30 protein-coding genes and 1 tRNA gene are annotated in these 26,803 nt (G+C 72.3%); 11 read left to right on the forward strand and 20 right to left on the reverse strand.

Features of this window, described 5'->3' with window-relative positions; translation table 11 throughout:
• Positions 1 to 39 precede the first annotated feature (39 nt).
• Genes ACWIF2_RS24580 through ACWIF2_RS24595 form a run of 4 tightly spaced genes read left to right on the forward strand, consistent with a single transcriptional unit; the run spans position 40 to position 1,806 of the window.
• Positions 40 to 297 carry a WhiB family transcriptional regulator gene (locus ACWIF2_RS24580; RefSeq protein ID WP_454362782.1) on the forward strand — a complete coding sequence of 86 codons (258 nt, stop codon included), beginning with the start codon at positions 40 to 42 and terminating at the stop codon, positions 295 to 297.
• Positions 294 to 776, forward strand: a complete 483-nt coding sequence (locus tag ACWIF2_RS24585; protein ID WP_454362784.1) for a Dps family protein — start codon at positions 294 to 296, stop codon at positions 774 to 776. Before ACWIF2_RS24580 ends, ACWIF2_RS24585 begins: the two co-directional genes overlap by 4 nt.
• A 35-nt stretch (positions 777 to 811) precedes the next feature.
• Entirely contained in the window at positions 812 to 1,156 is a 345-nt protein-coding gene (locus tag ACWIF2_RS24590) for a DUF3140 domain-containing protein (RefSeq protein WP_454362786.1), read from the forward strand.
• Between the two features lie 2 nt (positions 1,157 to 1,158).
• The gene (locus ACWIF2_RS24595) at positions 1,159 to 1,806 is read left to right on the forward strand and encodes an endonuclease (protein ID WP_454362788.1); all 648 of its coding nucleotides are present in this window, start codon (positions 1,159 to 1,161) and stop codon (positions 1,804 to 1,806) included.
• A gap of 25 nt (positions 1,807 to 1,831) precedes the next feature.
• On the opposite strand, the gene ACWIF2_RS24600 is transcribed toward ACWIF2_RS24595, so the two are convergent.
• The 8 genes from ACWIF2_RS24600 to ACWIF2_RS24635 all read right to left on the reverse strand — a co-directional run bounded on the left by ACWIF2_RS24600 (position 1,832) and on the right by ACWIF2_RS24635 (position 10,059).
• Positions 1,832 to 2,521, reverse strand: coding sequence for an SDR family oxidoreductase (locus ACWIF2_RS24600; RefSeq protein WP_382486229.1), 690 nt, complete (start codon positions 2,519 to 2,521; stop codon positions 1,832 to 1,834).
• Positions 2,518 to 3,399, reverse strand: coding sequence for a cupin domain-containing protein (locus tag ACWIF2_RS24605; protein ID WP_454362790.1), 882 nt, complete (start codon positions 3,397 to 3,399; stop codon positions 2,518 to 2,520). Before ACWIF2_RS24605 ends, ACWIF2_RS24600 begins: the two co-directional genes overlap by 4 nt.
• Positions 3,396 to 4,757 (reverse strand): amidohydrolase family protein, encoded by a 1,362-nt coding sequence (locus tag ACWIF2_RS24610; RefSeq protein ID WP_454362792.1) that lies wholly within the window; start codon positions 4,755 to 4,757, stop codon positions 3,396 to 3,398. Before ACWIF2_RS24610 ends, ACWIF2_RS24605 begins: the two co-directional genes overlap by 4 nt.
• Positions 4,758 to 4,801: 44 nt before the next feature.
• A complete protein-coding gene (locus ACWIF2_RS24615; RefSeq protein WP_454362794.1) occupies positions 4,802 to 5,782 on the reverse strand; it encodes an alpha-ketoacid dehydrogenase subunit beta in 981 nt (326 codons plus the stop codon).
• The gene (locus ACWIF2_RS24620; RefSeq protein WP_454362796.1) at positions 5,770 to 6,747 is read right to left on the reverse strand and encodes a thiamine pyrophosphate-dependent dehydrogenase E1 component subunit alpha; all 978 of its coding nucleotides are present in this window, start codon (positions 6,745 to 6,747) and stop codon (positions 5,770 to 5,772) included. The genes ACWIF2_RS24615 and ACWIF2_RS24620 overlap by 13 nt, the downstream gene beginning before the upstream one ends.
• Positions 6,747 to 8,084: a M24 family metallopeptidase gene (locus ACWIF2_RS24625; protein WP_454362798.1), complete on the reverse strand. Its 1,338-nt coding sequence runs from the start codon at positions 8,082 to 8,084 to the stop codon at positions 6,747 to 6,749. The genes ACWIF2_RS24620 and ACWIF2_RS24625 overlap by 1 nt, the downstream gene beginning before the upstream one ends.
• 52 nt (positions 8,085 to 8,136) lie before the next feature.
• Positions 8,137 to 8,775 (reverse strand): helix-turn-helix domain-containing protein, encoded by a 639-nt coding sequence (locus ACWIF2_RS24630; RefSeq protein WP_454362800.1) that lies wholly within the window; start codon positions 8,773 to 8,775, stop codon positions 8,137 to 8,139.
• Between the two features lie 99 nt (positions 8,776 to 8,874).
• The gene (locus tag ACWIF2_RS24635) at positions 8,875 to 10,059 is read right to left on the reverse strand and encodes a sensor histidine kinase (RefSeq protein WP_454362802.1); all 1,185 of its coding nucleotides are present in this window, start codon (positions 10,057 to 10,059) and stop codon (positions 8,875 to 8,877) included.
• A gap of 192 nt (positions 10,060 to 10,251) precedes the next feature.
• On the opposite strand from ACWIF2_RS24635, the gene ACWIF2_RS24640 reads away from it, so the two are divergent.
• From ACWIF2_RS24640 to ACWIF2_RS24670, 7 genes are all read left to right on the forward strand, one after another.
• Positions 10,252 to 10,989 carry a response regulator gene (locus ACWIF2_RS24640; protein ID WP_454362828.1) on the forward strand — a complete coding sequence of 246 codons (738 nt, stop codon included), beginning with the start codon at positions 10,252 to 10,254 and terminating at the stop codon, positions 10,987 to 10,989.
• Between the two features lie 110 nt (positions 10,990 to 11,099).
• The gene (locus ACWIF2_RS24645) at positions 11,100 to 11,924 is read left to right on the forward strand and encodes a hypothetical protein (RefSeq protein ID WP_454362804.1); all 825 of its coding nucleotides are present in this window, start codon (positions 11,100 to 11,102) and stop codon (positions 11,922 to 11,924) included.
• A gap of 140 nt (positions 11,925 to 12,064) precedes the next feature.
• Complete coding sequence (locus tag ACWIF2_RS24650; protein WP_454362806.1) at positions 12,065 to 12,877, forward strand: SAM-dependent methyltransferase; 813 nt, start codon at positions 12,065 to 12,067, stop codon at positions 12,875 to 12,877.
• Positions 12,878 to 12,893: 16 nt separating this feature from the next.
• Positions 12,894 to 14,297 (forward strand): glutamine synthetase, encoded by a 1,404-nt coding sequence (locus ACWIF2_RS24655; protein WP_454362808.1) that lies wholly within the window; start codon positions 12,894 to 12,896, stop codon positions 14,295 to 14,297.
• Between the two features lies 1 nt (position 14,298).
• A complete protein-coding gene (locus ACWIF2_RS24660; RefSeq protein ID WP_454362810.1) occupies positions 14,299 to 15,438 on the forward strand; it encodes an amidohydrolase family protein in 1,140 nt (379 codons plus the stop codon).
• A gap of 76 nt (positions 15,439 to 15,514) precedes the next feature.
• Positions 15,515 to 16,051, forward strand: a complete 537-nt coding sequence (locus ACWIF2_RS24665) for an NUDIX hydrolase family protein (protein ID WP_215117242.1) — start codon at positions 15,515 to 15,517, stop codon at positions 16,049 to 16,051.
• A 31-nt stretch (positions 16,052 to 16,082) separates the two neighbouring features.
• A complete protein-coding gene (locus ACWIF2_RS24670; RefSeq protein WP_454362812.1) occupies positions 16,083 to 17,084 on the forward strand; it encodes a glycoside hydrolase family 43 protein in 1,002 nt (333 codons plus the stop codon).
• A 54-nt stretch (positions 17,085 to 17,138) separates the two neighbouring features.
• On the opposite strand, the gene ACWIF2_RS24675 is transcribed toward ACWIF2_RS24670, so the two are convergent.
• The 12 genes from ACWIF2_RS24675 to ACWIF2_RS24730 all read right to left on the reverse strand — a co-directional run bounded on the left by ACWIF2_RS24675 (position 17,139) and on the right by ACWIF2_RS24730 (position 26,384).
• A tRNA-Pro gene (locus ACWIF2_RS24675) sits at positions 17,139 to 17,212 on the reverse strand.
• A 108-nt stretch (positions 17,213 to 17,320) separates the two neighbouring features.
• The gene (locus ACWIF2_RS24680) at positions 17,321 to 17,680 is read right to left on the reverse strand and encodes an MmcQ/YjbR family DNA-binding protein (protein WP_454362814.1); all 360 of its coding nucleotides are present in this window, start codon (positions 17,678 to 17,680) and stop codon (positions 17,321 to 17,323) included.
• A 30-nt stretch (positions 17,681 to 17,710) separates the two neighbouring features.
• On the reverse strand, positions 17,711 to 18,244 hold the full coding sequence (locus tag ACWIF2_RS24685; RefSeq protein WP_454362816.1) for a GNAT family N-acetyltransferase: 534 nt from the start codon (positions 18,242 to 18,244) through the stop codon (positions 17,711 to 17,713).
• Positions 18,241 to 18,819 carry a helix-turn-helix domain-containing protein gene (locus tag ACWIF2_RS24690; RefSeq protein WP_454362818.1) on the reverse strand — a complete coding sequence of 193 codons (579 nt, stop codon included), beginning with the start codon at positions 18,817 to 18,819 and terminating at the stop codon, positions 18,241 to 18,243. Before ACWIF2_RS24690 ends, ACWIF2_RS24685 begins: the two co-directional genes overlap by 4 nt.
• 46 nt (positions 18,820 to 18,865) lie before the next feature.
• On the reverse strand, positions 18,866 to 19,783 hold the full coding sequence (locus ACWIF2_RS24695; protein WP_454362820.1) for a LysR family transcriptional regulator: 918 nt from the start codon (positions 19,781 to 19,783) through the stop codon (positions 18,866 to 18,868).
• 26 nt (positions 19,784 to 19,809) lie between these two features.
• The gene (locus ACWIF2_RS24700) at positions 19,810 to 21,012 is read right to left on the reverse strand and encodes a glycine C-acetyltransferase (RefSeq protein ID WP_454362822.1); all 1,203 of its coding nucleotides are present in this window, start codon (positions 21,010 to 21,012) and stop codon (positions 19,810 to 19,812) included.
• A gap of 34 nt (positions 21,013 to 21,046) precedes the next feature.
• Complete coding sequence (gene tdh, locus ACWIF2_RS24705; protein ID WP_454362824.1) at positions 21,047 to 22,075, reverse strand: L-threonine 3-dehydrogenase; 1,029 nt, start codon at positions 22,073 to 22,075, stop codon at positions 21,047 to 21,049.
• A 181-nt stretch (positions 22,076 to 22,256) separates the two neighbouring features.
• Positions 22,257 to 22,829, reverse strand: a complete 573-nt coding sequence (locus tag ACWIF2_RS24710; protein ID WP_454362825.1) for a GAF domain-containing protein — start codon at positions 22,827 to 22,829, stop codon at positions 22,257 to 22,259.
• A gap of 61 nt (positions 22,830 to 22,890) precedes the next feature.
• Entirely contained in the window at positions 22,891 to 23,520 is a 630-nt protein-coding gene (locus ACWIF2_RS24715; RefSeq protein WP_382486272.1) for a GTP-binding protein, read from the reverse strand.
• Positions 23,498 to 23,869: a DUF742 domain-containing protein gene (locus tag ACWIF2_RS24720; protein WP_382486274.1), complete on the reverse strand. Its 372-nt coding sequence runs from the start codon at positions 23,867 to 23,869 to the stop codon at positions 23,498 to 23,500. Before ACWIF2_RS24720 ends, ACWIF2_RS24715 begins: the two co-directional genes overlap by 23 nt.
• Before the next feature lie 2 nt (positions 23,870 to 23,871).
• Entirely contained in the window at positions 23,872 to 24,306 is a 435-nt protein-coding gene (locus tag ACWIF2_RS24725) for a roadblock/LC7 domain-containing protein (protein ID WP_382591125.1), read from the reverse strand.
• A 68-nt stretch (positions 24,307 to 24,374) separates the two neighbouring features.
• On the reverse strand, positions 24,375 to 26,384 hold the full coding sequence (locus ACWIF2_RS24730; RefSeq protein WP_454362826.1) for a sensor histidine kinase: 2,010 nt from the start codon (positions 26,382 to 26,384) through the stop codon (positions 24,375 to 24,377).
• Positions 26,385 to 26,803 lie beyond the last annotated feature (419 nt).

Consider the following 26,803-nt stretch of genomic DNA (forward strand, 5'->3'; position numbering starts at 1 on the left):
TCGCGTTTGCACCAGTGCGCCCGGGGCACCCGCGCGGGCATGGAGTGGTTGCGGAACGCCGCCTGCGTGGACGAGGACCCCGAATTGTTCTTTCCCGTGGGCACGGCGGGTCCGGCCCTGCGGGACGTCGCGGCCGCGAAGCGGATCTGCGCGCGCTGCCCGGTGACCGACCAGTGCCTGAGCTTCGCGCTGGGCAGCGGCCAGGCCTCGGGCGTGTGGGGCGGGACCTGCGAGGAGGAGCGCGACGCACTGCTCCGGACCACGAGGAACGACGCGAGAAGGAGAAGCGCCCTATGACGGCCGTGAGGAGCACACTGCCCGACGAGGCCCGCCGGGTCTCCTGCGAGGCACTCCAGGACACCCTGGTCGACCTGCTCGGACTCTCGCTGATCGGCAAGCAGGCCCACTGGAACGTGGTCGGACCGCGCTTCCGGTCCATCCACCTCCAGCTCGACGAGGTGGTGACGGCCGCGCGGAACTTCGCCGACACGGTCGCGGAGCGGTCCGCGGCGCTCGGTGTGCCGCCGGACGGCCGGCCGGAGACCATCGCCAAGACCTTCACGCTGCCCGCCCCCCACGAGGGCTGGGTGCGTGACTCGGACGCCGTGCGGGTGATGGTGGAGTCCCTCCAGGACGCCGTCGGCCGGCTGCGCGAGCGCATCGACGCGACCGAGAAGGCGGACCTGGTCACCCAGGACCTGCTGATCGGCATCACCGCGGAGCTGGAGAAGCAGCGGTGGATGTTCGACGCCGAGAACTTCCCCCGCGAAGGCTGACCGGCGCGCGCACGAACGTACGAAAGGGGCACCCGATGACCGACGCCCTTGAACTCGACGCGCTGTGGGAGGATTTCCACCGCGTGGTGAACATGACCTCGCAGGAGCTCGCGGCCTGGCTGCGGACGCGGGACGCCGACGAGGACGCGGAGCCGCTGCCCGACCAGGCGGGGAGCGAGACCGGACAGCACGTCCTGGCGATTCTCCAGAAGCGGCGCACCGACCTGACCGAGGACGATCTGCGCGTGATGCGGAACGTCGTGGACAGGGTCACCTCCCAGGTGGACCTGGAGAACGAACCACTGCCGGAGGTGACGGCCGAGGACACGCGCCGCCGGCACCGGCTGATGACGGTCGGCCACGATCCGCTGAAGGGATAGCCGTGGCCCGCCAGGAGCGCGTGGTCCGCGAACTCCTCGGCGCACACGGCCGGACGTACGCCGACGAGGCGGGCATCCGGCTGAAGGACACCCCGCAGCCGCTGTACCGGCTGCTGGTGCTGTCCCATCTGCTCAGCGCCCGCATTCGCGGCTCGATCGCGCTGGCCACCGCCCGTGCCCTGCACGAGGCGGGGCTGCGCGATCCCCGCCGCATGGCCGAGGCGGACTGGCAGGAGCGGGTGGACGCGCTCGGCCGGGGCGGCTACCGACGCTACGACGAGCGTACGGCCACCCAACTGGGCGACGCGGCCGAGCTGCTGAACGAGCGGTGGGGCGGCGATCTGCGGCGGCTGCGCCGGGAAGCGGACGGCAAGGTTCCCGAACTGCGCCGCCTTCTCCGGGAGTTCCCCGGGATGGGCCCGGCCGGCAGCGACATCTTCCTCCGCGAGGCCCAGGGCGTCTGGCCCGAGGCAGCTCCCTACCTGGACGGCAAAGCCCTCCAGGGCGCCGAGCGCCTGAAGCTGCCGAAGGATCCGGGGCGCCTCGCCGAACTGGCCGGGAAGACCGACCCGGCCGTCCTCGCCGCCGCGCTGGTGCGGGCGGCCGTGGACAAGGAGATCGCCGAGGACACCCTGCGGCGGGCCGGGTGACCCCGCCGGGTCCCCGGCCGGAAACTCACCCCAGCAGCCAGCCCCCGTCCACGCTCAGTTCGACAGCGTTGACCGAGCGGTTGCGCAGCAGGAAGTCGACCGCGTCCACCACGTCCGCCATGGTGGCGAGGCGACCCGTCGGTGTCTCGGTGCGCAGAGTGGTGAGCACCTTCTCCGGCTTGGACTGCCAGTACGGGCTGTCGCCGACGACACCCGGATGCACGGAGTTGACCCGGACCGGGGCGAGTTCGACGGCGAGGGAGTTCATCAGGCCGCGCACACCCGCGTTGACGGTCGCCACCGTCGTCGCGCCCGGATAGGGGCGTTCCTTGGCCTGTCCGCCGAACAGCACGATGGCGCTGTCGTCGTGCAGCCGGGTGCGCAGCGTGTGCACGACCTCGGTGTAGCCGACGAGCTTCAGGGTGACCAGCCGCAGGGCGGCGTCGATGTCGTACTCGGTCACCTTGTTGTCGTCCCGGGAGACACCCGCGATCACCAGATGGTCGACGCGCCCCACCTCGGCGAGCGACGCCGCGACCTCCAGCGGTCGGGCCAGGTCGAGGGCGAGGCCCCGGGCACCGAACTCCTTGGCGAGCGTGTCGGCCCGGTGGGCGTCGCGGCCGGTCAGGACCACGTCGTCCCCGCATTCGGCCCGGGTTCTGGCGAACTCGAGGCCGATCCCCGACGTGCCTCCGACGACAAGGACACTGCTCATGACTCCTCCTCAAGCGCCTGGCGCAGGTAGTCCCAGTCCCGCGTGAACCGGTAGGAGTGTCGCGACGGCGGCTGCGGCGCCTGGGTCTCCAGCCACCTCAGGGGCCCCTGCCCGGCGTTGACGAACCCATGCACGCATCCGGCGCCCGCCCACGCGAGGTCCCCGGGTTCCAGCCGGTACCGCTCGCCGTCGAGGGTGGCCTCCGCCACGCCTTCGAGGATCAGATACGTCTCCTCGAAGGGGTGGTCGTGCGTGCCGATGACGCCGTCGGACGCGTACCGCACCATGAACATCGTCGAGGCGACCGCGCCAAGGTCGCCGTCGATCATCATCTTCACGGTGATCCCGCTGTAGACCAGCAGCGCGGTCCGCATGCTCGCCGTCACGGCCAGCAGGTCCTGGGACTGTTTGGCGGGATCCATCTGGTCGGGCTCGAAGTGCCCGAAGGTCCTGGTGCGCGGGTCGCGGACGTCGATGGGGACCGGGTCGCGAGCGGGCAGCTCCGGCACCGCCTGGGTGTCGTGCCCGTAGCGCGCCCGCGGCACGGGGGCCAGCATGTCCGCCCAGCGCCCGCCGGTGTCCCCTGCCCCGCGCCAGGCGTGCGGGACGCCGGTCGGCAGGAGGCCGTAGTCGCCCTGCCGCAGGAGGTACGCCCCCTCGGGCACGTCCAGGATCACGGCCCCGTCGAGGATGTGGAAGGTCTCCTCGTACGAGTGCACATGGGCGGGCACACGGCCGTCCGGCCGCAGTTCGCAGAGGCCGAAGCCGGTGTGCACACTGCCGTCGTCCTCGCCGACCAGCGTCCGCCGCCGGTGGCCGTGCCCGTCGTACGGCGGATCGGGCCGGTCGGCGGCGCGGCGCACCAGGTGGTTCGTCATGCCGTGGCCCTCTCCCCCTTCGCCTCCTTCGCCGCGAGGAGCCGGTCGCGGGACTCCTCGACGAGCCGGCGGGCCCGCCCGGTGTCGGCGAGCAGCCTCCCGTCGCGCTTGTGGATCACACCGTCGACCAGGACGGTGTCCACGTTGGACACGTCCGCGCAGAGGGTCACCGCGGCCGCCGCGTCGTGCACCGGGGAGACGTTCGGCGCGGTGGCGTCGATCGCGACGATGTCGGCGCGCTTGCCGGGCGTCAGAGAGCCGGTACGGTCCTCGAGCCCGGCCACGTGGGCGCCGTTGAGGGTGGCGATCTCCAGCATCTGACGTGCTGTCAGCATGGTGCTGGGCACCGGCATGTTGGCCTGCCAGCAGTCGGCGTTGACGCGGGCGCGTTCGGCGCCGAAGGCGGCGCGGATCTGGGTGAACATGTCGCCGGGCACGGTGGTGACGACGTCGATGCTGAGCGAGGGCCGCAGCCCGTGCTCGATCGCCTGCATCACGGGCGGCCAGCCGTGCCCCATCTGGAGCTCCACCTGCGGGGCGACCGACACCGTGCCGCCGCTGTCGGCGACCATCCGCCACTCCTCCTCGCTGAAGTAGCAGCAGTGGACGTAGGTGGTGTCCGGGCCGAGGAGCCCCATGCCGTGGAGCTGCTTGACCATGCCGAAGCGGCCGGCGAGACGCCCCATGGCCACGTGCACGGTGATCGGGATGCCCAGCTCGCGCGCCAGGGCCCACTCGGCGGCGACGACCTCGTTGACGCAGAAGCCGGGTCCGCGGGTGGCGAGGCCCATGGTCAGCAGGCCGTCGTCGGAGGCGAAGTGCGTCGACCGGATCCTGCGCACGTCGTCCGCCGGGATGGCGATCTTGCTCTCGAACCAGTACTCGGCGAGGGAGGTGTTGGCGCTGCCGTACGCGTACTGCGCCCGGATGCCGGATTCCTTCAGGCCCTGGATCGCGGCGTCCGGGTGCTCGGGGGTGTTGTTGATGTGCGACCAGTCGACGAGCGTGGTGATGCCGGCGTTGAGGCATTCGAGCGTGCCCGCGAGGTTGCCGGCGTAGACGTCCTCCGGGGTGTAGAGGGGGGCGAAGCTGTCGAGGACGTCGACGAAGTAGTCGTCGAGGGTGGCGTCGGGTGCGACGCCCCGGATCGGGGCCTCCCAGGTGTGGCGGTGGGTGTCGACGAAACCGGGGACGACGATGCGGCCGGTCATGTCGAGGACCTCGGCGTCGGCGCTGATCTCGGGCCGCACGGCCGTGATCCTGCCGTCCTCGACGAGGACGTCCCCCTGGGGCAGGTCCCCGATGTCGGGGTCCATCGAGATCACGTGACCGGAGCGCAGCAGTGTCCTTGTGGTCATCGCGCTTCCTCCCATGGGCTGTTCGGTACGGGCCGGCGGGCAGCTCAGTAGGCGGCGAGTCTTCGGACCGCCGTGACGACCTTGTCGACGGTGGGGATGACCTGCTCCTCCAGCGCGTCGGCGAACGGCAGCGGGACGCACTCCCCCGTCACCCGCCGCACGGGCGCGTCCAGCAGGCCGAAGCCCTCGTCGGCGACGACCGAGACGACGGTGGCGCCCCAGCCGCCCTGGTACGGGTTCTCCTCCACGGTGACGAGCCGCGAGGTTCTGCCGAGTGAGCCGAGGACGGTCGCGGTGTCCAGCGGGACCAGCGAGCGCAGGTCGATCACCTCCGCCTCGATCCCCTCCCCCGCCAGCACGTCGGCGGCCCGCAGGGCCGGCGGCACCATCGAGGCCAGCGCGACGAGCGTGACGTCCGCGCCCTCGCGCACGACGGCGGCCCGCCCCAGCTCGACGAGGTGACCGGGCGGTGGCGGGGCGCCCTTGGTGGCCAGGAGAGCCTTGTGCTCGAAGAAGACCACGGGGTCGTCGCTGCGGATCGCCGCCGCCAGCATGCCGATGACGTCGGCGGGCGTCGCCGGTGCCGCGATCTTCAGGCCGGGGACGGTGAGCGCCCAGTTCTCGGTGGCCTGGGAGTGCTGGGCGCCGAAGCCGAGTCCGCCGCCGTTGGCGGTGCGCACGACGAGCGGCACGGTCACCTGGCCGCCGGTCATGTAACGGACCTTGGGGATCTCGTTGGCGAGGTAGTCCCAGCAGCAGGCCAGGAAGTCGGAGAACATGATCTCCGCGACGGGCCGCATCCCCGTCATGGCGGCGCCCATCGCCGCGCCCACGATGGCCTGTTCGGATATGGGCGTGTCCCACACCCGCTCGGGCCCGAACTCCTTGTGCAGCCCGACGGTCGTCTTGAACACCCCGCCGGCCGCGCCGATGTCCTCCCCGAGGCACACCACCGACGCGTCCCGGCGCATCTCGCGCGCGATGCCCTCGGCGACGGCGTCCCGGTAGGTGATCACGTCCGCCATGCGGCACCCCCGTCGGCCCACACATCGGTCAGTGCCTCCCGCGGGTCGGGCGGCGGCGCGGCCTTCGCCGCCTCGACGGCCCGCTCCACGACGGTCCGGGCCCGCTCGTCGGCCTCGTCGACCGCCGCCGCCCCGATGCCCAGCTCGGCGAGCCGTCCCCGGGCGAGGTCCAACGGGTCGTGCTTCAGCCACCGTTCGACCTCCTCGGCCGGGCGGTAGGTCGCCGGGTCGGAGCGGCTGTGCCCGAAGTGCCGGTAGGTCTCCGCCTCCAGCACGGCGGGCCCGTCTCCGGCCCGGGCCCGCCCGGCGAGCCGCTCCACCGCCTCCGCCACGGCCACCACGTCGTTGCCGTCGACGACCTCGCCCGGGATGCCGTACGCGGGCGCCCGGTCGGCGGCGGGCCGGGGCACCGCCGTGACGTCGGCGATGGGCGTGTACTCCATGTACAGGTTGTTCTCGCACACGAACAGCACGGGCAGTTTCCACACGGCGGCCAGGTTGAGCGACTCGTGGAACGCGCCGATGTTGGTGGCGCCGTCGCCGAAGAAGGCGACCGCGAGCTGGTCGGTCCCCCGCAGCCGGGCCGACCAGGCCGCGCCGACCGCCATCGGGAGGTGGGAACCGACGATGGCGTAGGAGCCGAGCATGCCGGTGGCCGCCTTGGTCAGGTGCATGGAGCCGCCCTTGGCCCGGCACAGCCCGGTGGCCCGGCTCATCAGCTCGGCCAGGCACTCCTCGGGGGTGGCGCCCCGGGCGAGGGCATGGTGGTGGCCTCTATAGGTGGCGAACACATAGTCGTCGGGGCGCAGGGCGGCACTCGCGCCCACGGCGATCGCCTCCTGCCCGGCGGCGAGGTGGGTGGTGCCCTTCACCAGGCCTTGCAGGAACAGGTCGTGGGCGGCCTTCTCCGTACGGCGGATGACGGCCATCTGCTCGTAGGCGGCGAGGAGTCCGGCCGGTTCCATCAGCCCGCCCCGTCCCCACGGGAGGTGTTGAGATGGGACTGCGCCTCACGGCGGGTGTTCAGCTGGCCGCCCACCGTCCAGTACTTGCGCCCGGCCACCAGCAACTCCTCGGCGGGGAACTTGGTGATGACCTCGCAGCCGTCGGCGGTGACGACCAGTTCCTCCTCGATCCGGGCGGCGGACCAGCCGTCGGCGGCCGGCCAGTAGGTCTCCAGGGCGAACACCATGCCCTCCTCGAGGACTTCGGGGTGGTCGAGGGAGACCAGACGGCTGAAGATCGGCTTCTCCCAGATGGACAGGCCGACGCCGTGCCCGTACTGCAGGGCGAAGGCGGCCGTCTCGTCGGCGAAGCCGAACTCCTCGGCGCGCGGCCAGACCCGGACGATGTCGGCGGTGGTGGCCCCGGGCCGGACCAGCGCGATCGCCTGGTCCATGTACTCCCGGCAGCGCACATAGGCGTCCCGCTGCGCTCGGGAGGCGCTGCCCACGGCGAAGGTGCGGTAGTAGCAGGTGCGGTAGCCGAGGTGGCTGTGCAGGATGTCGAAGAAGGCCGGGTCGCCGGGGCGGATCAGGCGGTCGCTGTAGACGTGCGGATGCGGTGAACAGCGCTCGCCCGAGATGGCGTTGACGCCTTCGACGTACTCGCTGCCGAGGTCGTAGAGGACCTTGCTGACGACCCCGACGCACTCGTTCTCGCGGACACCCGGACGCAGGTAGCCGTACAGCTCCTCGTAGGCGGCGTCGACCATGGCGCAGGCCTGGGTGAGCAGGGCGATCTCGTCACCGGTCTTGATCCGGCGGGCCTCCAGGAAGACCTGCTGTCCGTCGACGACGTCGATGCCCTCGGCCCGCAGGGCGGCCAGGATCGGCATCTCGGCGACGTCGACGCCGAGCGGTTCGTTCGCCAGCCCGTGCTCGCGCAGCTCGGTGGCGATCTTGGCGGCGACGTCCTCGGCGATCCCGGCGTCCGGGTGGAAGGCGCCGCGCAGGGTGGAGATGCCGGCGCGGGCGCCGGTGGGCGGGCCGCCCTTGCCGTCGCTGTAGTCCAGCCATGGGTTGTACAGCTGGTGGTGGCGGGCGGCGGAGCCGAAGTCCCAGACGACCGGTTCGCCGTCGCGCACCAGCAGGGCGAAGCGGATCAGCTTGTCCATCGCCCAGGTGCCGATGTGGGTGGCCGTCATATAGCGGATGTTGGCGAAGTCGAAGCTGAGCACCGCGCCCAGCGCGGACCGGTTCAGGGACTCGTGCAGCCGGGCCAGCCGCTGCCCGCGCAGCCGGTCCAGGTCGATGCGCTCTTCCCAGTCGACGGCGTTGGGGCCGTATGTGCGGATCGCCATGGCGACCACCCCCACTTCGGAGTGAACGCCCGGGTGACAGGAGTGTCAAGTGTCACTGAACATCGCCGGACACGAACCAGACGCCCACAGCGGGTACCTCTCCATCGTTGCGGTAACGGTGGGGAGTCGTCGACTCGAAGCAGACGGCGTCGCCCGGGCGCACCGTGTACTCGTCGAAACCGAGGGTGAGGATCAGCTCCCCGGAGGTCAGATAGCCGTACTCGGTGCCCCCGTGCCGCATCAGCCCGCCGGAGCCCGCGGAGGAGCCGCCGGGCCGGTAGGTCACCAGCAGGAAGTCGACGTCCGCGCCCGGCACCCGTCCGAGGCGCTCCCACACGACCCCCGAGTCCAGCTCCAGCGTCTCGCGCTCACCCGCGCCGACCAGCGGGCCGATACGCCGGCCCGGGTCGGCGGCGAAGGCCGCGAGGGCGTTCGGGAGGGAACCTGGCGTGCTCGCACCGACCACGGGCGACGAGGCCCGTGCGTCGAAGAGGGACTCCACGGAGATCCCGAGGGCCGTCGTGATCGCGTACAGCGTGCTGACCGACGGCTGGCTCTTGCCGGTCTCGATCTGCGACACGAGGCTCGCGGACACGCCGACCTCCCGGGCCAGAGCGCGCAGGCTCGTGCCGCGCTCCTGGCGGGCCTGCCGGATACGCGCGCCGACGGGCGGCACGACGGCGGGTGACACGGGCGGCTCCTCTCGCACTCGGTGCGGCTTCGCTCGGCGGGTGTACAGCTTCATTGAACAGCGCGCGGGAGCCCCGAAGCCAGGTGCGGAGCGGCTCGCTCACCGCTTCCCCGCCGGGAACACCGCCCGCACCTGCCAGCCCGCACCCACTTCCCCGGCCGGGCCCCCGCGCGGCCCCGCGCGCAGTTCGCCGCCCAGCGCGGTCACCCGTTCCGTCAGGCCGACCAGGCCGAAGCCGCCGCCGTGGGCGGCCTCCGGGAGCTGGGTGCCGCCATGGCCGTCGTCCGTCACCGTGACCTCCAGCCGGTCGCCGGGGCAGGCCAGCCGGACGGTGACCCGCGTGGCGTCGGCCGCATGGCGCCGCACGTTGGTCAGCGCCTCCTGGACGACCCGGAAGGCCGCCGCCTGCACCTCGTGCGGCAGGTCGTCGGAGACGGCCGGGTCGCGGTGCAGGACGGACTTCTGGACCGGGCTCGCGAAGCGCGCGACCAGGTCGGAGATGCCGGCCAGATCGCCGACGGGGCGGCGGTCGGCGGCCTCGGGACCGGTGTCCCGCAGCACGCCGACCGTGCGCCGCATGGAAGCCAGCGCCTCCGTCGCGGCGCGCTCGATACCGGCCAGGACGGGGTCCAGGTCCTCCTGCGGCTGCCGGTCGGCCATCATGCGGGCCACCTGCGTCTGCACGAGGATCCCGGTGACGTGGTGGGCGACGAAGTCGTGCAGATCGGCGGCGATCGCGACGCGTTCGCCGCGTCGGGTCTCGCTGACCGCGACGGTGCGCCGGTAGTCCAGGGAGCGCAGATACGCGGCGAGTCCGGCGGTGAGCCCGATCAGGACCAGCCCGATCACGGCGAAGGCCAGCACCTCGTCCTGCAACGACCGGAAGTACCGCACCGGCAACAGCAGCAGGGCCACCCCGTCGAGCACACCGCACAGCAGCGCCCACGGCCACGGGCAGTGGCGTACGGCGATGAACAGCAGGCTCAGCAGGATCACGACCTCGCCCGGCCCGAACGGCTCCTCCGCCCGGTCCGTCAGCAGCACGCCCGTGGTGAAGAGCACGGAGAGCAGGGCGGGCCCGGCGGTGCGCAACTGCGGGGTGAGCCACGGCGGCCGCCGCTCGAGGGGCCACAGCACCGCGGCGAACCCGGCGAGGAGCACGGCCGCCGGCAGCCATGGGCCCTGGCCGAAGCTGCCCGCGATCAACAGGTCGTAGACCGCGGCCGCCACGAGGAACCCGACGCCGAAGCCCCGCGCGCAGCCCCGGGAGGAGGTGGATCTCATGCGGATCACGGTAGGCGAGGCCCCCGCGCGGCGGGATCGGCCGAACGGCCGAGGGCCGGCCCCCGGACCCGGCCGTTCGGCGGAGGCGGGCTCCCGGGACCGCGGGCGAGGATGGAGCCCCTTCCGGAAAATGAGGCCTCTTCCACCCGACGCCCCTGCCCGGCCCCCACCCTGAGGCATGATCGACCCATGATGACACCCGTCCCACCGGGCCCGGCCGGCGCCGCCGGTCGCTCCGGCGCTCCCATCCGGGTGCTCATCGCGGACGACCAGGACATGGTCCGCACCGGATTCCGTTTCTTCCTCGACGCCCAGCCGGACATCACGGTGGTCGCCGAGGCCCGGGACGGCGAGGAGGCCTTGGCGCTGGCCCGCCGTGAGCGGCCGGACGTGTGCCTGCTGGACATCCGGATGCCGAAGCTGGACGGCCTGGAGGCGACCCGGCTGCTGGCCGGACCGGATGTCGCCGATCCCCTGCGGGTGGTCGTGGTCACGACCTTCGATCTCGACGAGTACGTGTACGGCGCGCTGCGCGGCGGCGCCTGCGGCTTCCTGCTCAAGGACTCCGGGCCGGCCCTGCTCGCGGAGGCCGTCCGTGCCGCCGCCGCGGGCGACTCGCTGGTCTCCCCCTCGGTCACGGTCCGGCTGCTCAAGCACATCACCGCGGCGCCGGCCTCCGACAGCGCCCCGCCCCCGGTGTCCCCGGCCCCCGCGGCCCCGCTCAGGGAGCCGCTGACCGAACGCGAACTGGACGTGGTCCGCCTGGTCGCCCTCGGCCGCACCAACGCCGAGATCGCGGCCGAACTGTACGTCTCCCTCTCCACGGTCAAGACGCACCTGTCCAGCGTCCAGCTCAAACTGGCCGCCCGGAACCGCGTCGAGATCGCGGCCTGGGCCTGGCAGAACGGGCACGCGCAGACCGGGGCGTGAGGCGTCGGCGCTTCGGGGCGCGCTCACCCGATCAGTCCGGTGCCGGTGGTGGGCCGTCGGTGCCGGTGGTGCGCTGAGGACACGCGTCACGTTCTCAGGAGGCACTCCCGATGGCCCGTCGTCCGTCCCCGCTCGCCCGCGTTGTCTCCTCCGCCCTGGCGGCAGGCGCCCTGCTGACCACCGCCGCCTGCTCGGACAACGGCGACGGAGAGGGTTCGCGGGCGTCGGGCATCTCGGCGACACAGGTCGCCGGGAAGCAGCAGACCCCCTCGCCCACCGCCACCCTCACCGAGGACGGCGCCCAGGCCGCGCTGATCACCGAAGCGGACATCGAGGACAACTGGAGCCAGGTCAAGGACACGGAGGCCGAGAACTGGAACGACAGTCTGGTCATCGGCACGGTCGACGTCTCCGACTTCCTCACCGCCAGGACCGACGCCGCCGACTGCCAGCGCCTCATGAACTCCCTGTTCGACGACGATCTGCTGGGCAGGCCGTCCGGAGCGAACGCGCTGCGCGGCTTCGCGCAGGGCGACTCACGCCTGCTGTACCAGGTCGCCTCCTACGACCGGACCGACCCGCAGGACTCCCTGAACTGGATGGCGACCCTGCCGGAGAAGTGTGACCAGTTCACCGTCACCGAGGACGGCGAACAGCGCACCGTCCAGGTCATCGAGACCTCGCTGCCGAAGGTGGGCGACGCCCGTGAGGGCCTGCGCGTGACAGTGCAGGGCACGACCGGGGGCGCGGAGGCCACACTGACGCTGACCGTGGCGGCCGTACGCGTCGGCAACGACGCCATCACCGTCACGGCGGGCGGGCTCGACGGGGACGAGCAGGACTCCGCCGAACAGGCGGTGAAGATCGGCACCCAGAATCTGAAGGACGCGCTGGCCGGCAAGACGCCCTCGCCGGAACCCAGCGAGGTCGAGTAGGGCCCGCCGTTCTCTCCCGCACGCCGACCGCCTCCGCGACTTCCCGCCTCTGCCGATTCCCGGGACAGCGTGATCACCGCAACGGCACAATGGCGGCGATGGCCGGTCCTCCGGCCGCTCGTGCGAGGAGAGGAAGAGACGTGAGTGAGAGCCACACCCCGCCGAGCGGCTCGGCGCGGCTGAACACCGGTGTGGCGCACAACGCGCGTGTGTGGAACTACTGGATCGGCGGCAAGGACAACTACGAGGTCGACCAGCGGGTCGGCGAGCACGTCGCCGGCATGTTCCCGATCATCCGGGACATCGCCCGGGCGGACCGGGAGTTCCTGGGCCGGGCCGTGTCGTACCTGGCCGGCGAGCGCGGAGTGCGGCAGTTCCTCGACATCGGCACGGGGCTGCCGACGGCGGACAACACGCACGAGATCGCCCAGCGGATCGCGCCCGACTCGCGGATCGTCTACGTCGACAACGACCCGATCGTGCTGGTGCACGCCCGCACCCTGCTGACGGGCACCCCGGACGGCGTCACCGCCTACATCGACGCCGATGTGCACGACCCGGACGCCATCGTCGAACGGGCCGGGCACACCCTCGACTTCACGCGGCCCGTCGCCGTCATGATGCTGGGCATCCTCAACTTCGTGCTGGACACCGAGAAGGCCCGGGACATCGTGCGCCGCGTGATGGCAGCGGTCCCCTCCGGCAGCTTCCTCGTCCTCACCCACCCCACCTTCGACGACGAGCTCGGCGGCGCGGGCCAGATCCCGGCCATGAAGTTCTGGAACGAGAACGCCACTCCCCCGATCACCGCCCGCAGCGGCACGGACATCGCCGCGTTCTTCGAGGGCCTCGAGCTGCTCGAACCGGGCATGGTGTCGTGCGGGCAGTGGCATTCCGAGGCCGGCTCGGGCGTGCTGGTACCGCAGTTCGGCGCGGTGGCCGTGAAGCCCTGACCAGAGGAAGAGGCGTATGACGACCCTGGCCGATCCCGTGCCCGGCGGCCGCCCCGGCGACATCGAGCGGGCCACCGCGCTGAGCGGCGAGCTCTCCGGCCGGAGCGTGCACGGCGTGGTGCTGGCCTACGTCGACACCGCCGGCATCGGCCGGGTGAAGACCGTCCCGACGGCCCGGCTGGCCTCCGCCGCGGCCTGGGGCGTCGGCATGTCCCCGGTGTTCGACACGTTCCTGGCGAACGACTCCATCGTCACCACGGACGTCCTCGGCTCCCCCGACGGCGACCTGCGCCTCTACCCCGACCTCGACCAGCTGGTGGTGCTGGCCGGGCAGCCCGGCTGGGCGTGGGCGCCGGTCGACCGGATCACGCAGGACGGGGAGCCACATCCCGGCTGCACACGCACGTTCCTGCGCCGGATCGTCACCGAGGCGGCGGAGCGGCACGGCCTCGCCTTCCGGGCTGCCATCGAGATCGAGTGGACCGTGGCCCGGGGCGACACGCCCGGCGACTCCTTCGTGCCCGCGACGACGGGACCGGCCTACGGGGCCGCCCGGCAGGTCGAGCTCGGCGACTACACCGCCGATCTGCTGGCGGCCTGCGCGGCCCAGGGCATCGACGTCGAACAGGTCCATCCCGAGTACGCGGCCGGACAGTTCGAGATCTCGGTGGGTGCCGTCGATCCGGTGGCGGCGGCCGACCGCAGCGTGCTGGTGCGGCAGACCGTCCGCGCGGTGGCCCAACGGCACGGGCTCCGGGTCTCCTTCGCCCCGGCCGTCGTGGGCCAGGGCGTCGGAAACGGCGGCCATGTCCACCTCTCCGCCTGGCGTGACGGCGTCAGCCTGCACTCCGGGGGCGAGGGCCGGTACGGCATGACGGCCGAGGCGGAGTCGTTCACGGCCGGTCTCCTCGCCCGTCTGCCCGGCCTCACGGCCGTGACCGCTCCGAGCCCGGCGAGCTATCTGCGGCTCAAACCCTCCCAGTGGGCCGGGGTGTTCACCGCCTGGGGCCGCGAGACACGGGAGACCGCGCTGCGCGTCATCACCGGCACCACGGGCCTGCGCGACCAGGCGGCCAACCTGGAGATCAAACCCGTCGACCTGGCCGCCAACCCCTACCTCGCGATCGGGTCCCTGATCGCCGCCGGACTGGACGGCCTCTCCTCGTCCGCCGTCCTGCCCGGGGAGATCACCGGGGACCCGGCACGGCTGGCGGAGGCGGACGCGGCGGCCCGCGGCGTGCGGCGGCTGCCCGTCTCGCTGCAGGAGGCCGTCGAGGAGTTCCGCGCGGACGAAGTGCTGCGCGCGGCACTGGGACCGGTCCTGGCCGACGCGGTGATCGCCGTACGGCGGGGCGAACTGGCGTCCGTGGCCGGTCTGGACGACGACCAGGTGGCGGCGGCGTACCGCTGGAAGTACTGACGTGAGCGCGGTCCGCGAGACGCTCGACGCCCTGAGGCTGGTCGACCACCACTGCCACGGCACCGTCACCGCCGGCCTCGACCGCGCGGCCTTCGAGTCTCTCATCACGGAGGGCGACGTCTGGCCGGGCGTCTCGCCCTTCGACAGCCCCGTGGGCGTGGCCGTGCGCCGCCACTGCGCTCCCCTGCTGGACCTGCCCCGGCACGCTCCCGCCGAGGAGTACCTCGCCCGGCGCTCCGAACTGGGCCGGCACGAGGTGCAGCGGCGTTTCCTCCGCGCTTCGGGCACGGGCGTCCTGTGCGTGGACACCGGTCTCGACCCCGACCGCCTCACCACCCCGCCCCAACTCGCCGAGGCCGCGGGCGCGGCCGCGTACGAGGTCGTACGGCTGGAGAGCGTCGCCGAGTCGGTGCGGGCCGCAGGGGTCGAGCCGGACGCGTACGCGGACGCCTTCCGCGCGGCTGCGCTCGACGCCGTGGGACGGCCCGGAGTGGTGGCCGTGAAGTCGGTGGCGGCCTACCGCACCGGATTCGACCTGCACCCGGCCCGCCCCTCGGACCCGGACGTCACCGAGGCGGCCCGGCGCTGGGCGGCCCGCGGCGGCCGGCTGGCCGACCCGGTCCTCGTACGGCACGTGCTGTGGACGGCCGTCGACCTGGGCCTGCCGCTCCAGCTCCACACCGGGTTCGGCGACAACGACATCCGGCTGCACCGGGCCGACCCCAGCCGGCTCACGGACTGGCTGCATCTGACCGCCGGGACGATCCCCGTCCTGCTGCTGCACTGCTGGCCCTACCAGCGGCAGGCCGCCTACCTGGCGGCGGTCTTCGAGCAGGTGTACCTCGACGTCGGTCTCACCCTGCACTACGTCGGCCCCGCCCGGGCCGGTGCGGTCCTCGCGGAGGCCCTGGAGATCACACCGTTCCGCAAACTGCTGTACAGCTCCGACGCGTACGGTGTGGCCGAGTTCTTCCACCTCGGGGCGCTCGCCTTCCGGCAAGGGCTTTCGGGGCTGCTCCAGGAGCGGGTGGACGCCGACGAGCTGTCCCTGCCGGACGCGCTGCGGATCGCGCGCTGGGCCGGGCGGGACAACGCCCTGCGGGTCTACCGGCTGCCGGACGACGTGCCGGGAGGGGATTAGGACGGCGTGGGGCCGGTCACAGTTCCCCTGGAGCGGCTATCCAGGAAGTCCGAACGGCTGAAAGTATGATCAAGCAATGTCTGACATGACCGATACCACGCCCGGCTGGCTGTCCTCCGACGAACTGGAGATGACACGCGCCCGCATGCCGATCCTGTACGTCGAGGCCGTCCCGGTACGCGTCGACGACAGCGGCGAAGTCACCAGTGTCGGTGTGCTGCTGCGCATCGGGCCCGACGGAACGGTCAGCCGGACGCTGGTCTCCGGCCGCGTACTGCACCACGAGCGCGTCCGCGACGCCCTGCTGCGCCATCTGGAGAAGGACCTCGGCCCGGTCGCGCTCCCCCGCGTCCCGGCGTCGCTCCAGCCCTTCACGGTCGCGGAGTACTTCCCGACCCAGGGCATCACGGCGTACCACGACCCCCGCCAGCACGCGGTGTCGCTGGCCTACATCGTGCCGGTGACGGGCGACTGCCGGCCCCGGCAGGACGCTCTGGACCTGGTGTGGTTCAGCCCGCAGGAGGCCGTGTCCGAGGCGGTGCAGAGCGAGATGCCGGGCGGACACGGAGTGCTGCTGAAGCAGGCGCTGGCCCATGCGGGCTGTGTCATCTGACGGGGGCGGGCCCTGACGAAGGGGTGAGCTGATGCGGCTTCCCGACATGCCGGTGCACGATCCGTTCGTCGTCGCCGACGGCGAGTCCTGCACCTATCACCTCTACACGTCCAACGTCCCGTCCGTGTCGGGCGTGGACGGCACCGGCACGATGGTCTACCGCAGCCAGGACCTGCTGGACTGGACGGACCCCGTCGTGGTGTTCCGGACCGCCGGGCAGGAGGGAATCTGGGCGACGGAGGGCGCCTGGGCCCCGGAGGTGCACGCGTGGGACGGCAGGTACTACCTGTTCACCACGCTGCACAACGAGGACAGACCACTCCCGGTCCCGCCGCCCAATCAGTGGGGCGTCCCGTTCCGGACCCCGCCCCATATGCGCGGGACGATCACGGCGGTCTCCGACTCCCTGCTCGGCCCGTTCACCGTGCTCGACCCCTCGCGCCCCGTGCCGCCCGAGCACCTCATGACCCTCGACGGCACGCTGTACGTCGACCCGTCCGGGCAGCCCTGGATGGTGTACGCGCACGAGTGGCTCCAGACCATCGACGGGACGATGGAGGCGATCCGGCTGACCCCGGACCTGTCCCGGACGACCGGCGACCCGGTCTACCTCTTCAAGGCCTCGGACGCGCCCTGGACCGCCGAGCAGATCCCCGCCGGCGTCCCGCACCAGCTGCCGCCCTACATCACCGACGGCCCCCAGCTGTACCGCACCCCTGACGGGTCCCTGCTCATGCTGTGGTCGACCTACGAGAAGAACACGGCCGGCGGGGACGGCACCGTCAGCGGCGGCTACGTCCAGACCTACGCCGTGTCCCGGTCCGGGGACGTCCGAGGCCCCTGGCAGCAGCACCGGCCCCTGGTCCGCGACGACAGCGGCCACGGCATGCTGTTCCACACCTTCGACGACCGGCTGATGATGATCCTCCACCGGCCCTTCGAGAACGCCCGCGGCAAGCTGTACGAGATGGGGCTGCGCGGTCACGAGCTGGAGGTACTGCGCCGACGGGACGACCTCGACGGCGGCGGCTGACCCCATAACGCAATCAGCGGGCCTGCCTTCCGGCAGACCCGCTGGTCGATTCTGTCGGGACGACAGGATTTGAACCTGCGACCCCTTGACCCCCAGTCAAGTGCGCTACCAAGCTGCGCCACGTCCCGTTGCCCGTCTGACCTGGGGGTTCCCCCGGCCGAACGCGCAGGGAAACAATACCGCACTCGCGCCGGTGATCGCGCATCCGTTTCCCGGGAGCCGGCCTCCGGGGGACGTCACTCGGCCGCCGGGAGCCCCAGGCGGGGATGCGCCTCCAGGAGCCGGTTCGGGGCGGCCTGGCGCCACGAGTCGGCGAGGATGTCCCGCAGTTCGTCCTCGCCCTCCAGCGCGTCCAGCCGGGCCCGCACCCAGGCGAACGACGACTCATGGTCGGCGATCCAGAATTTCTTCGGCTCGGCGAGCACCAGTTCGTCCCGCTCCACCTTGGGGCAGCGCACGGCGATGGACGTCTCGTCCTCGGGCAGCGTCGCGAACATCTTTCCCGCGACCCGGAACGTGGGCATGCTCCAGGCGATCTTCTCCGTCGTGTCCGGGAAGGAGAGGGCGATACGGCGTACGTCTTCGGCATCCGGCATGGTGGGCACGGTAGCCGCTCCCACTGACAATCACCTGGTGAGAGCGTCTGCCGGTACGTGCTTGTAGTAGATCGTCGTCGGCCGGAGCACTCCGTCGGGGCTCGCCGCGTAGTCGGGGATCGCGCCGATCGCGGTCCAGCCGGCGGACCGGTACAGCCCCTCGGCGGGGCTGCCGGTCTCGGTGTCCAGGTGCAGGAGGGTGACCCCGGCCGCCGCGGCGGCGTCCTCCGCCGTCGCGAGCAGCCTGCGGCCGAGGCCGCGCCCGCGGGCTTCCGGGTCCACCATGAGCTTGACGAGTTCGGCGCGGTGCCGGCTGTTGGCCTTGCCGGGGAAGGCCAGGCTCACGGTGCCCAGCACCCGGTCGCCGTCGTACGCCGCCCATACGGCGAGACGGCCCGCGGCCACGTCGGCGGCCCGCTCCTCCCACCAGACGAGAGCCTCCGCGCGGTCGAGCGGGGCGAGGAAGCCGACCGAGGCGCCGGCGTTGACGGTGTCGGCCAGCAGGCCGGCCAACTCCGGGACCGCCTTGCGGAGTTGGGTTTCGCCGAGACGGGTGACGATCATGGCCGCACCACCGCCAGCAGATACCGCACGCCCTCGGGAGCGGCGCACCGGAACCGGGTCGGGCCCCACACGCGCATGCGGAGGCAGTCGCCGGCGCCGAGGTGGTGTCCGGTGTCCCGCACGGTCACGTCGAGGGCGCCTTCAAGGACCCAGATGTGCTGCTCCAGTCCGGCGACGGGCGGACGGTCGTAGGCGATGTCGGCGCCGGGCGAGAGGCGGGCCTCGACGAGTTCGCCGCGCAGGGCCGAGTGCGGCGGGGACACGGACCGCCGTACGAAACCGGAGGCCTGGTCCTGCCACAGAGGCTGGTCGGTCGCCCGCACCACGGGCGCGGGCTCGGCCTCGACCTCGCTGAGCAGCTGGGACATGGTCCGCCCGTAGACGGCACACAGACGGTTCAGCAGCGAGGCCGTGGGGCTGATCTCCGCCCGCTCGGCCCGGGACAGAGTGGACCGGCTGACTCCGCTGCGGTCGGCCAACTCGCCCAGGGACCAGCCGTGTTCGGCCCGCAGCTCGGCCAGGCGGACACCCAGCCGGGTGTCGACGGGGTCCGCGCCATCGCCGTCGTTTCTCATATCCGGGACGCTATCCCGGATATGAGACAAGCAGGTTTCGGGGTCCTCACACCGGCAGCGGCTGCGCCTGGGCCGCCGCGCCGAGCGCGTCCAGCACCGGGCGGATCAGCGGGTGCTCCTCGGCTCCCCGGCGTACGGCGGCGAACACCCGCCGGGTGGGGGCGGTGCCGTCGACGGGGCGGACGATCACGCCCGTGAGGTCCATGCCGCGCAGCGCCGAGCGCGGCACCAGGGCGACGCCGGCGTCGGCGGAGGCGAGGGCGACGACCGCCCGGAAGTCGTCCGAGGAGTGCTCCATACGGGGCTGGAAGCCGGCGTTCTCGCAGGCCAGGACCACCACGTCGTGGCAGGGGTTGCCGGGGTACGGGCCGATCCAGGGGTCCTTGGCCAGTCCGGCGAGCGGGATCTCGGGCGCGCCGGACAGCCGGTGGGCGACCGGCACGACCGCGTCGAAGGGCTCGGCGTACAACGGCACGTGGGCCAGTCGCGGATCGTCCGCGGGCGGGGCTCCGCGGTACTCGACGGCGACGGCGACATCGACCTGCCGGTCCAGCACCATGGGCAGACTGGCGTCGCCCTCGGCGTCCTGGACGCGGATACGGATCCCGGGCGCGGACTCGGCGAGCCGGGCCACCGCGGGCGCCACGACCAGGGCGATTCCGGTCGCGAAGGAGGCGAGGGCGACGGTGCCCGCCGCTCCCGAGCTGTACGCGGCCAGCTCGGCCTCGGCCCGCTCCAGCTGGGCGAGGACCGCATTGGTGTGATTGAGCAGGATCTCGCCGGCGGGGGTGAGCCGTACACCCTTGGCGCCGCGCTCGACGAGCCGGTGCCCGGTCTCCTGTTCCAGCGCGGCAAGCTGCTGGGACACGGCCGAAGGGGTGAGGTACAGCGCGGCGGCAGCCGCCGTCACCGTACGGTGGTCCGCCACCGCACGGAGGATGTGGAGCCGCCGCGCTTCGATCATGCGATCGATTGTCTCAAATGCGCCGCTCAGCCCTGCTCGGCATCCAGCTCGGCGCGCGCCGCCACGAACGCGTCCACCGCGCGGTTGACGTCCTCCGTCGAGTGGGCCGCCGACAGCTGCACCCGGATCCGGGCCTGCCCCTGCGGCACGACCGGGTAGGAGAAGCCGATCACGTACACACCGCGCTCCAGCAGCAGCTCCGCGAGCCGGCCCGCCTTGGACGCGTCGCCGATCATCACGGGCGCGATGGCGTGGTCGCCGGGGAGGATCTCGAAGCCCTCCTCGGTCATACGGCGGCGGAAGAGGGCCGTGTTCTCGGCGAGCCGGACCCGCAGGTCGTCCGCGGACTCCAGCAGGTCGATGACCTTCAGGGACGCCGCCGCGATCACCGGGGCGAGCGTGTTGGAGAAGAGGTACGGCCGGGAGCGCTGGCGCAGCAGGGCGACGATCTCGGCGCGGGCCGCGACATAGCCGCCGGACGCGCCGCCGAGTGCCTTGCCGAGGGTGCCGGTGATGATGTCGACGCGGTCCATGACGCCGTGCAGCTCGGGCGTGCCGCGCCCGCCGGGGCCCACGAAGCCGACGGCGTGCGAGTCGTCGACCATGACCATCGCGTCGTAGCGGTCGGCCAGTTCGCAGATCTCGCGCAGCGGCGCCACATAGCCGTCCATGGAGAAGACGCCGTCGGTGACGATCAGCCGGCGGCGCGCGTCGGACGCCTCCTTCAGCCGGGCCTCCAGCTCGGCCAGATCACGGTTGGCGTAGCGCAGGCGGCGGGCCTTGGACAGCCGGATGCCGTCGATGATCGACGCGTGGTTGAGCGCGTCGGAGATGACCGCGTCCTCCGGGCCGAGCAGCGTCTCGAACACGCCGCCGTTGGCGTCGAAGCAGGAGGAGTACAGGATCGTGTCCTCCTGGCCGAGGAACGCCGACAGCCGCGACTCGAGTTCCTTGTGCACCTCCTGCGTGCCGCAGATGAAGCGGACGGAGGCCATGCCGTAGCCCCAGCGGTCCAGGGCCTCGTGGGCGGCGGCGACGACCTCGGGGTGGTCGGCGAGGCCGAGGTAGTTGTTGGCGCAGAAGTTGAGGACCTCGCCGGGGCGGCCGCCCGCGGTGACGTTCACGGTGGCCGACTGCGGGGTGCCGATGACGCGCTCGGGCTTGTGCAGGCCGGCGGCGCGGATCTCGTCGAGGGTGGCGCGCAGGTCGTCGCGCACGGAGTCGAACATGAGGGGGCTCCTAAGGTGCTTGCGGGACAGGGGGTTACGCGGTCCAGTCGAGGATGACCTTGCCGCCGCGGCCGCTCGCCGCGTCGGCGAACGCCGCCTCGAAGTCGCGGAAGCCGTACCGGCCGGTGATCACGGGCGCGAGGTCGAGACCGCCTTCGAGCAGCACGGACATCGCGTACCAGGTCTCGAACATCTCGCGGCCGTAGATGCCCTTGACGGTGATCATCGAGGTGACGATCCGGGCCCAGTCGACGGGGAACTCCTCGGCGGGCAGGCCGAGCATGGCGATCCGGCCGCCGTGCGTCATGTTGGCGATCATGTCGCGCAGGGCCTCGGGGCGGCCGGACATCTCCAGGCCGATGTCGAAGCCCTCGCGCAGACCGAGCGCGCGCTGCCCGTCGGCGATGCCGGCGCCGGAGACGTCGAGCGCGAGGCTCACCCCGACCTTGCGGGCCAGTTCCAGCCGCTCCGGGCTGACGTCGGTGATCACGACGTTGCGGGCGCCGGCGTGCCGGGCCACGGCGGCGGCCATCAGACCGATGGGACCCGCGCCGGTGATCAGCACGTCCTCACCGACGAGCGGGAACGACAGCGCGGTGTGCACGGCGTTGCCGAACGGGTCGAAGATCGCGGCCACGTCGAGGTCGACGGGCACCCGGTGCACCCAGACATTGGCGGCGGGCAGAGCCACGTACTCGGCGAACGCCCCGTCCCGGCCCACACCCAGCCCCACGGTGGCCCGGCACAGATGGCGGCGGCCCGCCAGGCAGTTACGGCACTTGCCGCACACCAGATGGCCCTCGCCGCTCACCTGGTCGCCGATGCCGATGTCGGTGACGTCCCGCCCGGTTCCGACGACCTCGCCGACGAACTCGTGCCCGAGCACGAGCGGGGTGCTGATGGCCTGCCGCGCCCAGCCGTCCCACGCTCTGATGTGCAGGTCGGTGCCGCAGATACCGGTGCGCAGCACCTTGATCAGTACGTCGCCGGGCCCGACGGCGGGCTCCGGGACGTCCGTGAGCCACAGCCCGGGCTCCGCCTTCTCTTTGACCAGCGCCTTCACCGCTAGGGCTCCTGTGGGTGAGTCCCGGCTCCGGGCATGCCGAAGCAGCCCCTGGGCCGGGAGAGGAGTGGGATCGCACTGCAATTTGCCGTACGGCGGCCGCACCGGTCCATCGAGGATTTCTTAAGCGCCGCCTCAGCTTTCCTTCACGCCCTCGGGAGACTCCGGGAAACGCGGGCGTTCAGTAGGGCAGCGAGCCGTCCAGGCCCTCCAGCCGCAGGACGAGCTGCGCGGCGTGTTCCTTGATGGCCGTCAGGCCCGGCTTCCCCCAGGGCCTCGGCTCGACGTCCGCGACACTGACCGTGCCCAGCACCAGGCCCGTGCCGTCGAGGAGCGGCGCCCCCAGATAGGAGCGGATGCCGAACTCGTCGACCACCGGATTGCCCGCGAACCGCGGATAGTCGCGGACGTCCTCCAGGACCAGGGCCTTGCGTCGCGCCACCACATGGGGGCAGAAGCCATGGTCGCGCGGTAGGGCGCGGCCCACCTGAGGGCTGGTGCCGTCACCGCGCACCACCGGCGCGACAGCCGGGACGTACAGGCCCGCGTAGAACTGCCGCTGCTCGTCGGGGAAGTTGACCATGGCGTACGGCGCCCCGGTGAGCTCGGCGAGGCGGTACGCGAAGGCGTCGAGGGCGGGTTCGGGACGCTCCCCGAGGCCCAGCCGGCGCAGTCGGTCGGTGCGGGCGGGGGCCTCCTTGTCCTCGGGGGTGAGCAGCAGACGACCGGCCGGGCGCGGCGGGTCGTAGCTCATGGGCGTACTCGCGAAGTGTGGGCATGCGTCATATATGGGCTCCGTGGCAGGTGTTATGGGGTCACATATGGGCGCCGTACCCCGTCGTGGGGGCCGGGGTGTGGGCGATGAGGTGGCGCACCAGGGTCAGCAGAGTCCGGACCCCGGAGCTGGAGATCCGGGCGTCGCAGCACACGACGGGGACGTCCGCCGTCAGGTCGAGGGCCGCGCGCACCTCCTCGGGGTCGTAGCGGTGAGAGCCGTCGAACTCGTTGACGGCGACGATGAAGCCGAGGCCGCGCTGTTCGAAGAAGTCGACCGCCGCGAAACACTCCTCCAGACGACGGGTGTCGGCGAGGATGACCGCCCCGAGCGCGCCCTCGCACAACTCGTCCCACATGAACCAGAACCGCTCCTGGCCGGGTGTGCCGAACAGGTACAGCACATGTGCGGGGTCGAGGGTGATGCGGCCGAAGTCCATGGCCACGGTCGTCTCGACCTTGTTCTCGATGCCGTCGAGGTTGTCGGTCGCGGCACTGACGGTGGTGAGAAGCTCCTCTGTACTGAGCGGCGCGATCTCGCTGACCGCGCCGACGAAGGTCGTCTTGCCCACGCCGAAGCCGCCCGCGACCAGGATCTTGAGCGCGGTGGGGAACGGATCGGCGCTGCCGCGCGGTCCGTCGGCGTAGTCAGAGCTGTCGTCGTAGTCCATCGAGCACTGCCTCCAGAAGAGCCCGGTCCGTCGGGTTGTGGTAGAACGCGGGGGGCTTGGTGGTCAGCGCCCCGCAATCGACGAGGTCCGCCAGCAGCACCTTGGTGACGGCCACCGGCAGTTTGAGATGGGCGGCGACCTCGGCGACCGCGACGGGCGCGCGGCACAGGTCGAGCGCCTGGGTGTGCTCGGGCCCGAGGTAGCCGAGGGGGGTCGCCCCGGTGGCCATCAGCTGCGACATGAGGTCGAGCGCGACGGTGGGACGGGTGCGGCCGTTGCTGACGGTGAACGGGCGCACCAGCCGCCCGGCCGCGTCGTCGAGCCAGGGCCCGTCACCGGCCGCCGTCACGGTCAAGGCCTCATCGCCGGGGATTCGACGGACTGCTGCCGGGGAGCGGTGACCAGGTAGGGGCGGACGCTCTTGACGAGCATCGCCATCTCGTAGCCGAGCACGGCCGCGTCGGCCTCGCGGCCGGCGAGCACGGCCAGGCAGGTCCCGGAGCCGGCGGTGGTGACGAACAGCAGGGTCGAGTCGAGTTCGACGACGACCTGCCGTACGTCGCCGCCGTCGCCGAAGCGGACGCCGGCGCTGCGGCCGAGGGAGTACAGGCCGGAGGCCAGGGCGGCCATGTGGTCGGCGCTGTCCGGGTCGAGGCCATGGACGGACTTCACGAGTCCGTCGCAGGACAGGAGCACGGCGGCGTTCGTGTGCGGTACGCGCTGCACGAGGCCGCTCATCAGCCAGTCGAGATCGGATACCTGCGCGGTCGGCGCATCACTCGCCATGGTGGATCGACTCCTTGGGGTACGAAGGTCTGCGGGAGCGCTGGGCGTGGGGGTGGAAACGGGGGTGGTCATCCGGCGGGTGCGCTCCCGTCCCGCCGGGTGGTGGTGCTGTGGTCGGTGTGCACCGGCTCAAGGTGTGCCGGCTGGATGTGCGTCGGCTGCTCCCTGTCGCCCCGGCCCAGGTCCCCGGACTCCATGTGCTGTTGCGCCTCGGCGAGGCTGATGCCGCGCTGGAAGGCCGCCATCAGACCGGGGTCGTGGCCGACGAGGTACTCGGGGTCCTGGCGCGGCGTGGGACCGTCGCGCAACTGGGGTGCGATGTGCTCCTGGGCGCGGCGGCGGGGCAGTTGAGGTTTGCCCATGGTGCCGCGCACGGAGCCGTTGCGGGGGGTGGGTGGCTCGGTCACGTTCCCGGCGAGGATGCGCCGGTCGTCCGGGCTGATCCCGGGACGCGCCTCGGCCGGGGTGGGGCGCTCCCGGTGGGTCCCGCGCACGGGCAGGGGCGCGGGGTGGCCGTTCTTCGGGGTTCCGCCCGAGTCCGGTTCGGTGTCGCGCTGGAGGACTCGGGACGCGGAGGGTGCGGAGGGCGGAACCGGCGGCCGTGCCTCGGAAGCGGCACCCGACACGGACGAGAACCCGTACATCGTCGAGGGCCCTGCCGCGGGCGCGGATCCGGAATCGGGCGTGGCGCCGGGGCCGACGCCGACGGGGACCGACGCCTCGGCCGTGGACGACTTCCGGGAGTCCGCTCGGGCTCCGAGCTCGGGCGCCGTCCGGGCGCCGCCTCCGGTCCCGGCCTCGCCTCCGGCTCCGGCCCCGGCCTGCCTGCCCTCCGGCTGCCCGGCGCCCGTCGGCGCACCAGGCTCCGGCCCCAGCAGTGCCTGCGGCACGACGAGCACCGCCTGCACTCCGCCGTAGATGTTGGTCTGGAGGCGGACGTTGATGCCGTGCCGCCGGGCGAGCTGTGAGACCACGAACAGGCCGATGCGGCCGTCCGCGAGGAGCCGGCCGACGTTCACCTGGTCCGGGTCGGCGAGCAGAGCGTTCATCCGCTTCTGCTCCTCGACCGGCATGCCGAGTCCGCGGTCCTCGACCTCCACGGCGAGCCCGGAGGTGACGAGGCCCGCGCGCAGCAGCACCTGGGTCTGCGGGGCGGAGAACACCGTGGCGTTCTCGACGAGTTCGGCCAGCAGGTGGATGACGTCGGCGACGGCGTGGCCGCGCAGGGTGCCGTCGATCGGCGGCACGAGTTTGACCCGCGAGTACTGCTCGACCTCGGCGATGGCCGAGCGCAGCACCTCGGTCATGGAGACGGGGTTGCTCCACTGGCGGCGGGAGACCGCCCCGCCGAGCACGGCGAGGTTCTCCGCGTGCCGGCGGATGCGGGTGGCGAGGTGGTCGACGTGGAAGAGCCCCTTGAGCAGCTCGGGGTCCTCCATCTCGTTCTCCAGCTCGTCGAGGATGGAGATCTCGCGGTGCACCAGTGACTGCAGGCGCCGGGCGAGGTTGACGAACACCTCGAGCTTCTGTTCGCTGCCCGCGTGGCTGGAGAGCTGGGCGGCCTCGACGACGGCGGTGAGGGCGCCGTCGTGCGCCCGGGTGAGGTCGGCCGAGAGCAGGTCGAAGTCGTCGGCGTCCTCGACGGGACCGCCGCGCTGCTCGTCGGGACCGAGCCGTGGCGGGCCGTCGCCGCGGCGCAGCGTCTCGACCAGGCCGCGCAGGTCGGCCTCGCGCCGCGCGGTGGCGCGGCGCAGGATGCCGATGCGGTCGTGCACGGACCGGGCGGCCCGGTTGGCGGCCACCGCGGCGACGACGATGCCGACGAGGGTGACCGAGACGGCCCCGGCGAGCACGGCCCACAGGGTGAGGCCCGGCCGCGCTCCGGTGGACCGGACGGTGAAGAGGACGGCGGCACAGCCGCTGAGGGCGACGGCGACGGGCGGCAGCACCGCGAGACGCAGCAGCTGGGGCCGTATGTGGGTCTCGGGCAGCGCGGGTGCGGTGCGGGCGGCAGGCCTTCCGTGCCGCCCGCCCTCACGGCGGTCTGCGCGTGTGGCCGGGGCGCGGAGGTGAGACATCGGTGTCCTCGTACTGGTCCGTCGGTGCTGGGTGCCAGGGGGGCTCGCGGGCGGGCGATCGGGCTCGCGCGGCCGCTTCCGCGCCCTCCGGGCCGCCTGCCTGGACGTACCGGCGTCGGTGGTGCGCGGGCGGCGGGGATCCCCGTCGCGTCGACTCCCTCGTCCGCCTTGCGCCTGCACGTGCCGGTCCCCGCTCCCTGATCCGCCCTGTTTCCCGACGGCCACTGACAGTAGTCGCCAGCGCATCATGTGCGGTGGGCAGTTGACAAACTCATACGGTGAGCGTCCTGCTCTGGTATGAGGCCTCGTACGACAGACCGATAACTCCGCCCCGTACCCGACCACGAACGGACACGTTTCGATCTGACCTGGTCAGAAGCGGTCGCACGGAAACGGCGAGGGCCGGGGAGCCTCTCGCC

This window comes from Streptomyces sp. NPDC055506 (assembly GCF_053643595.1).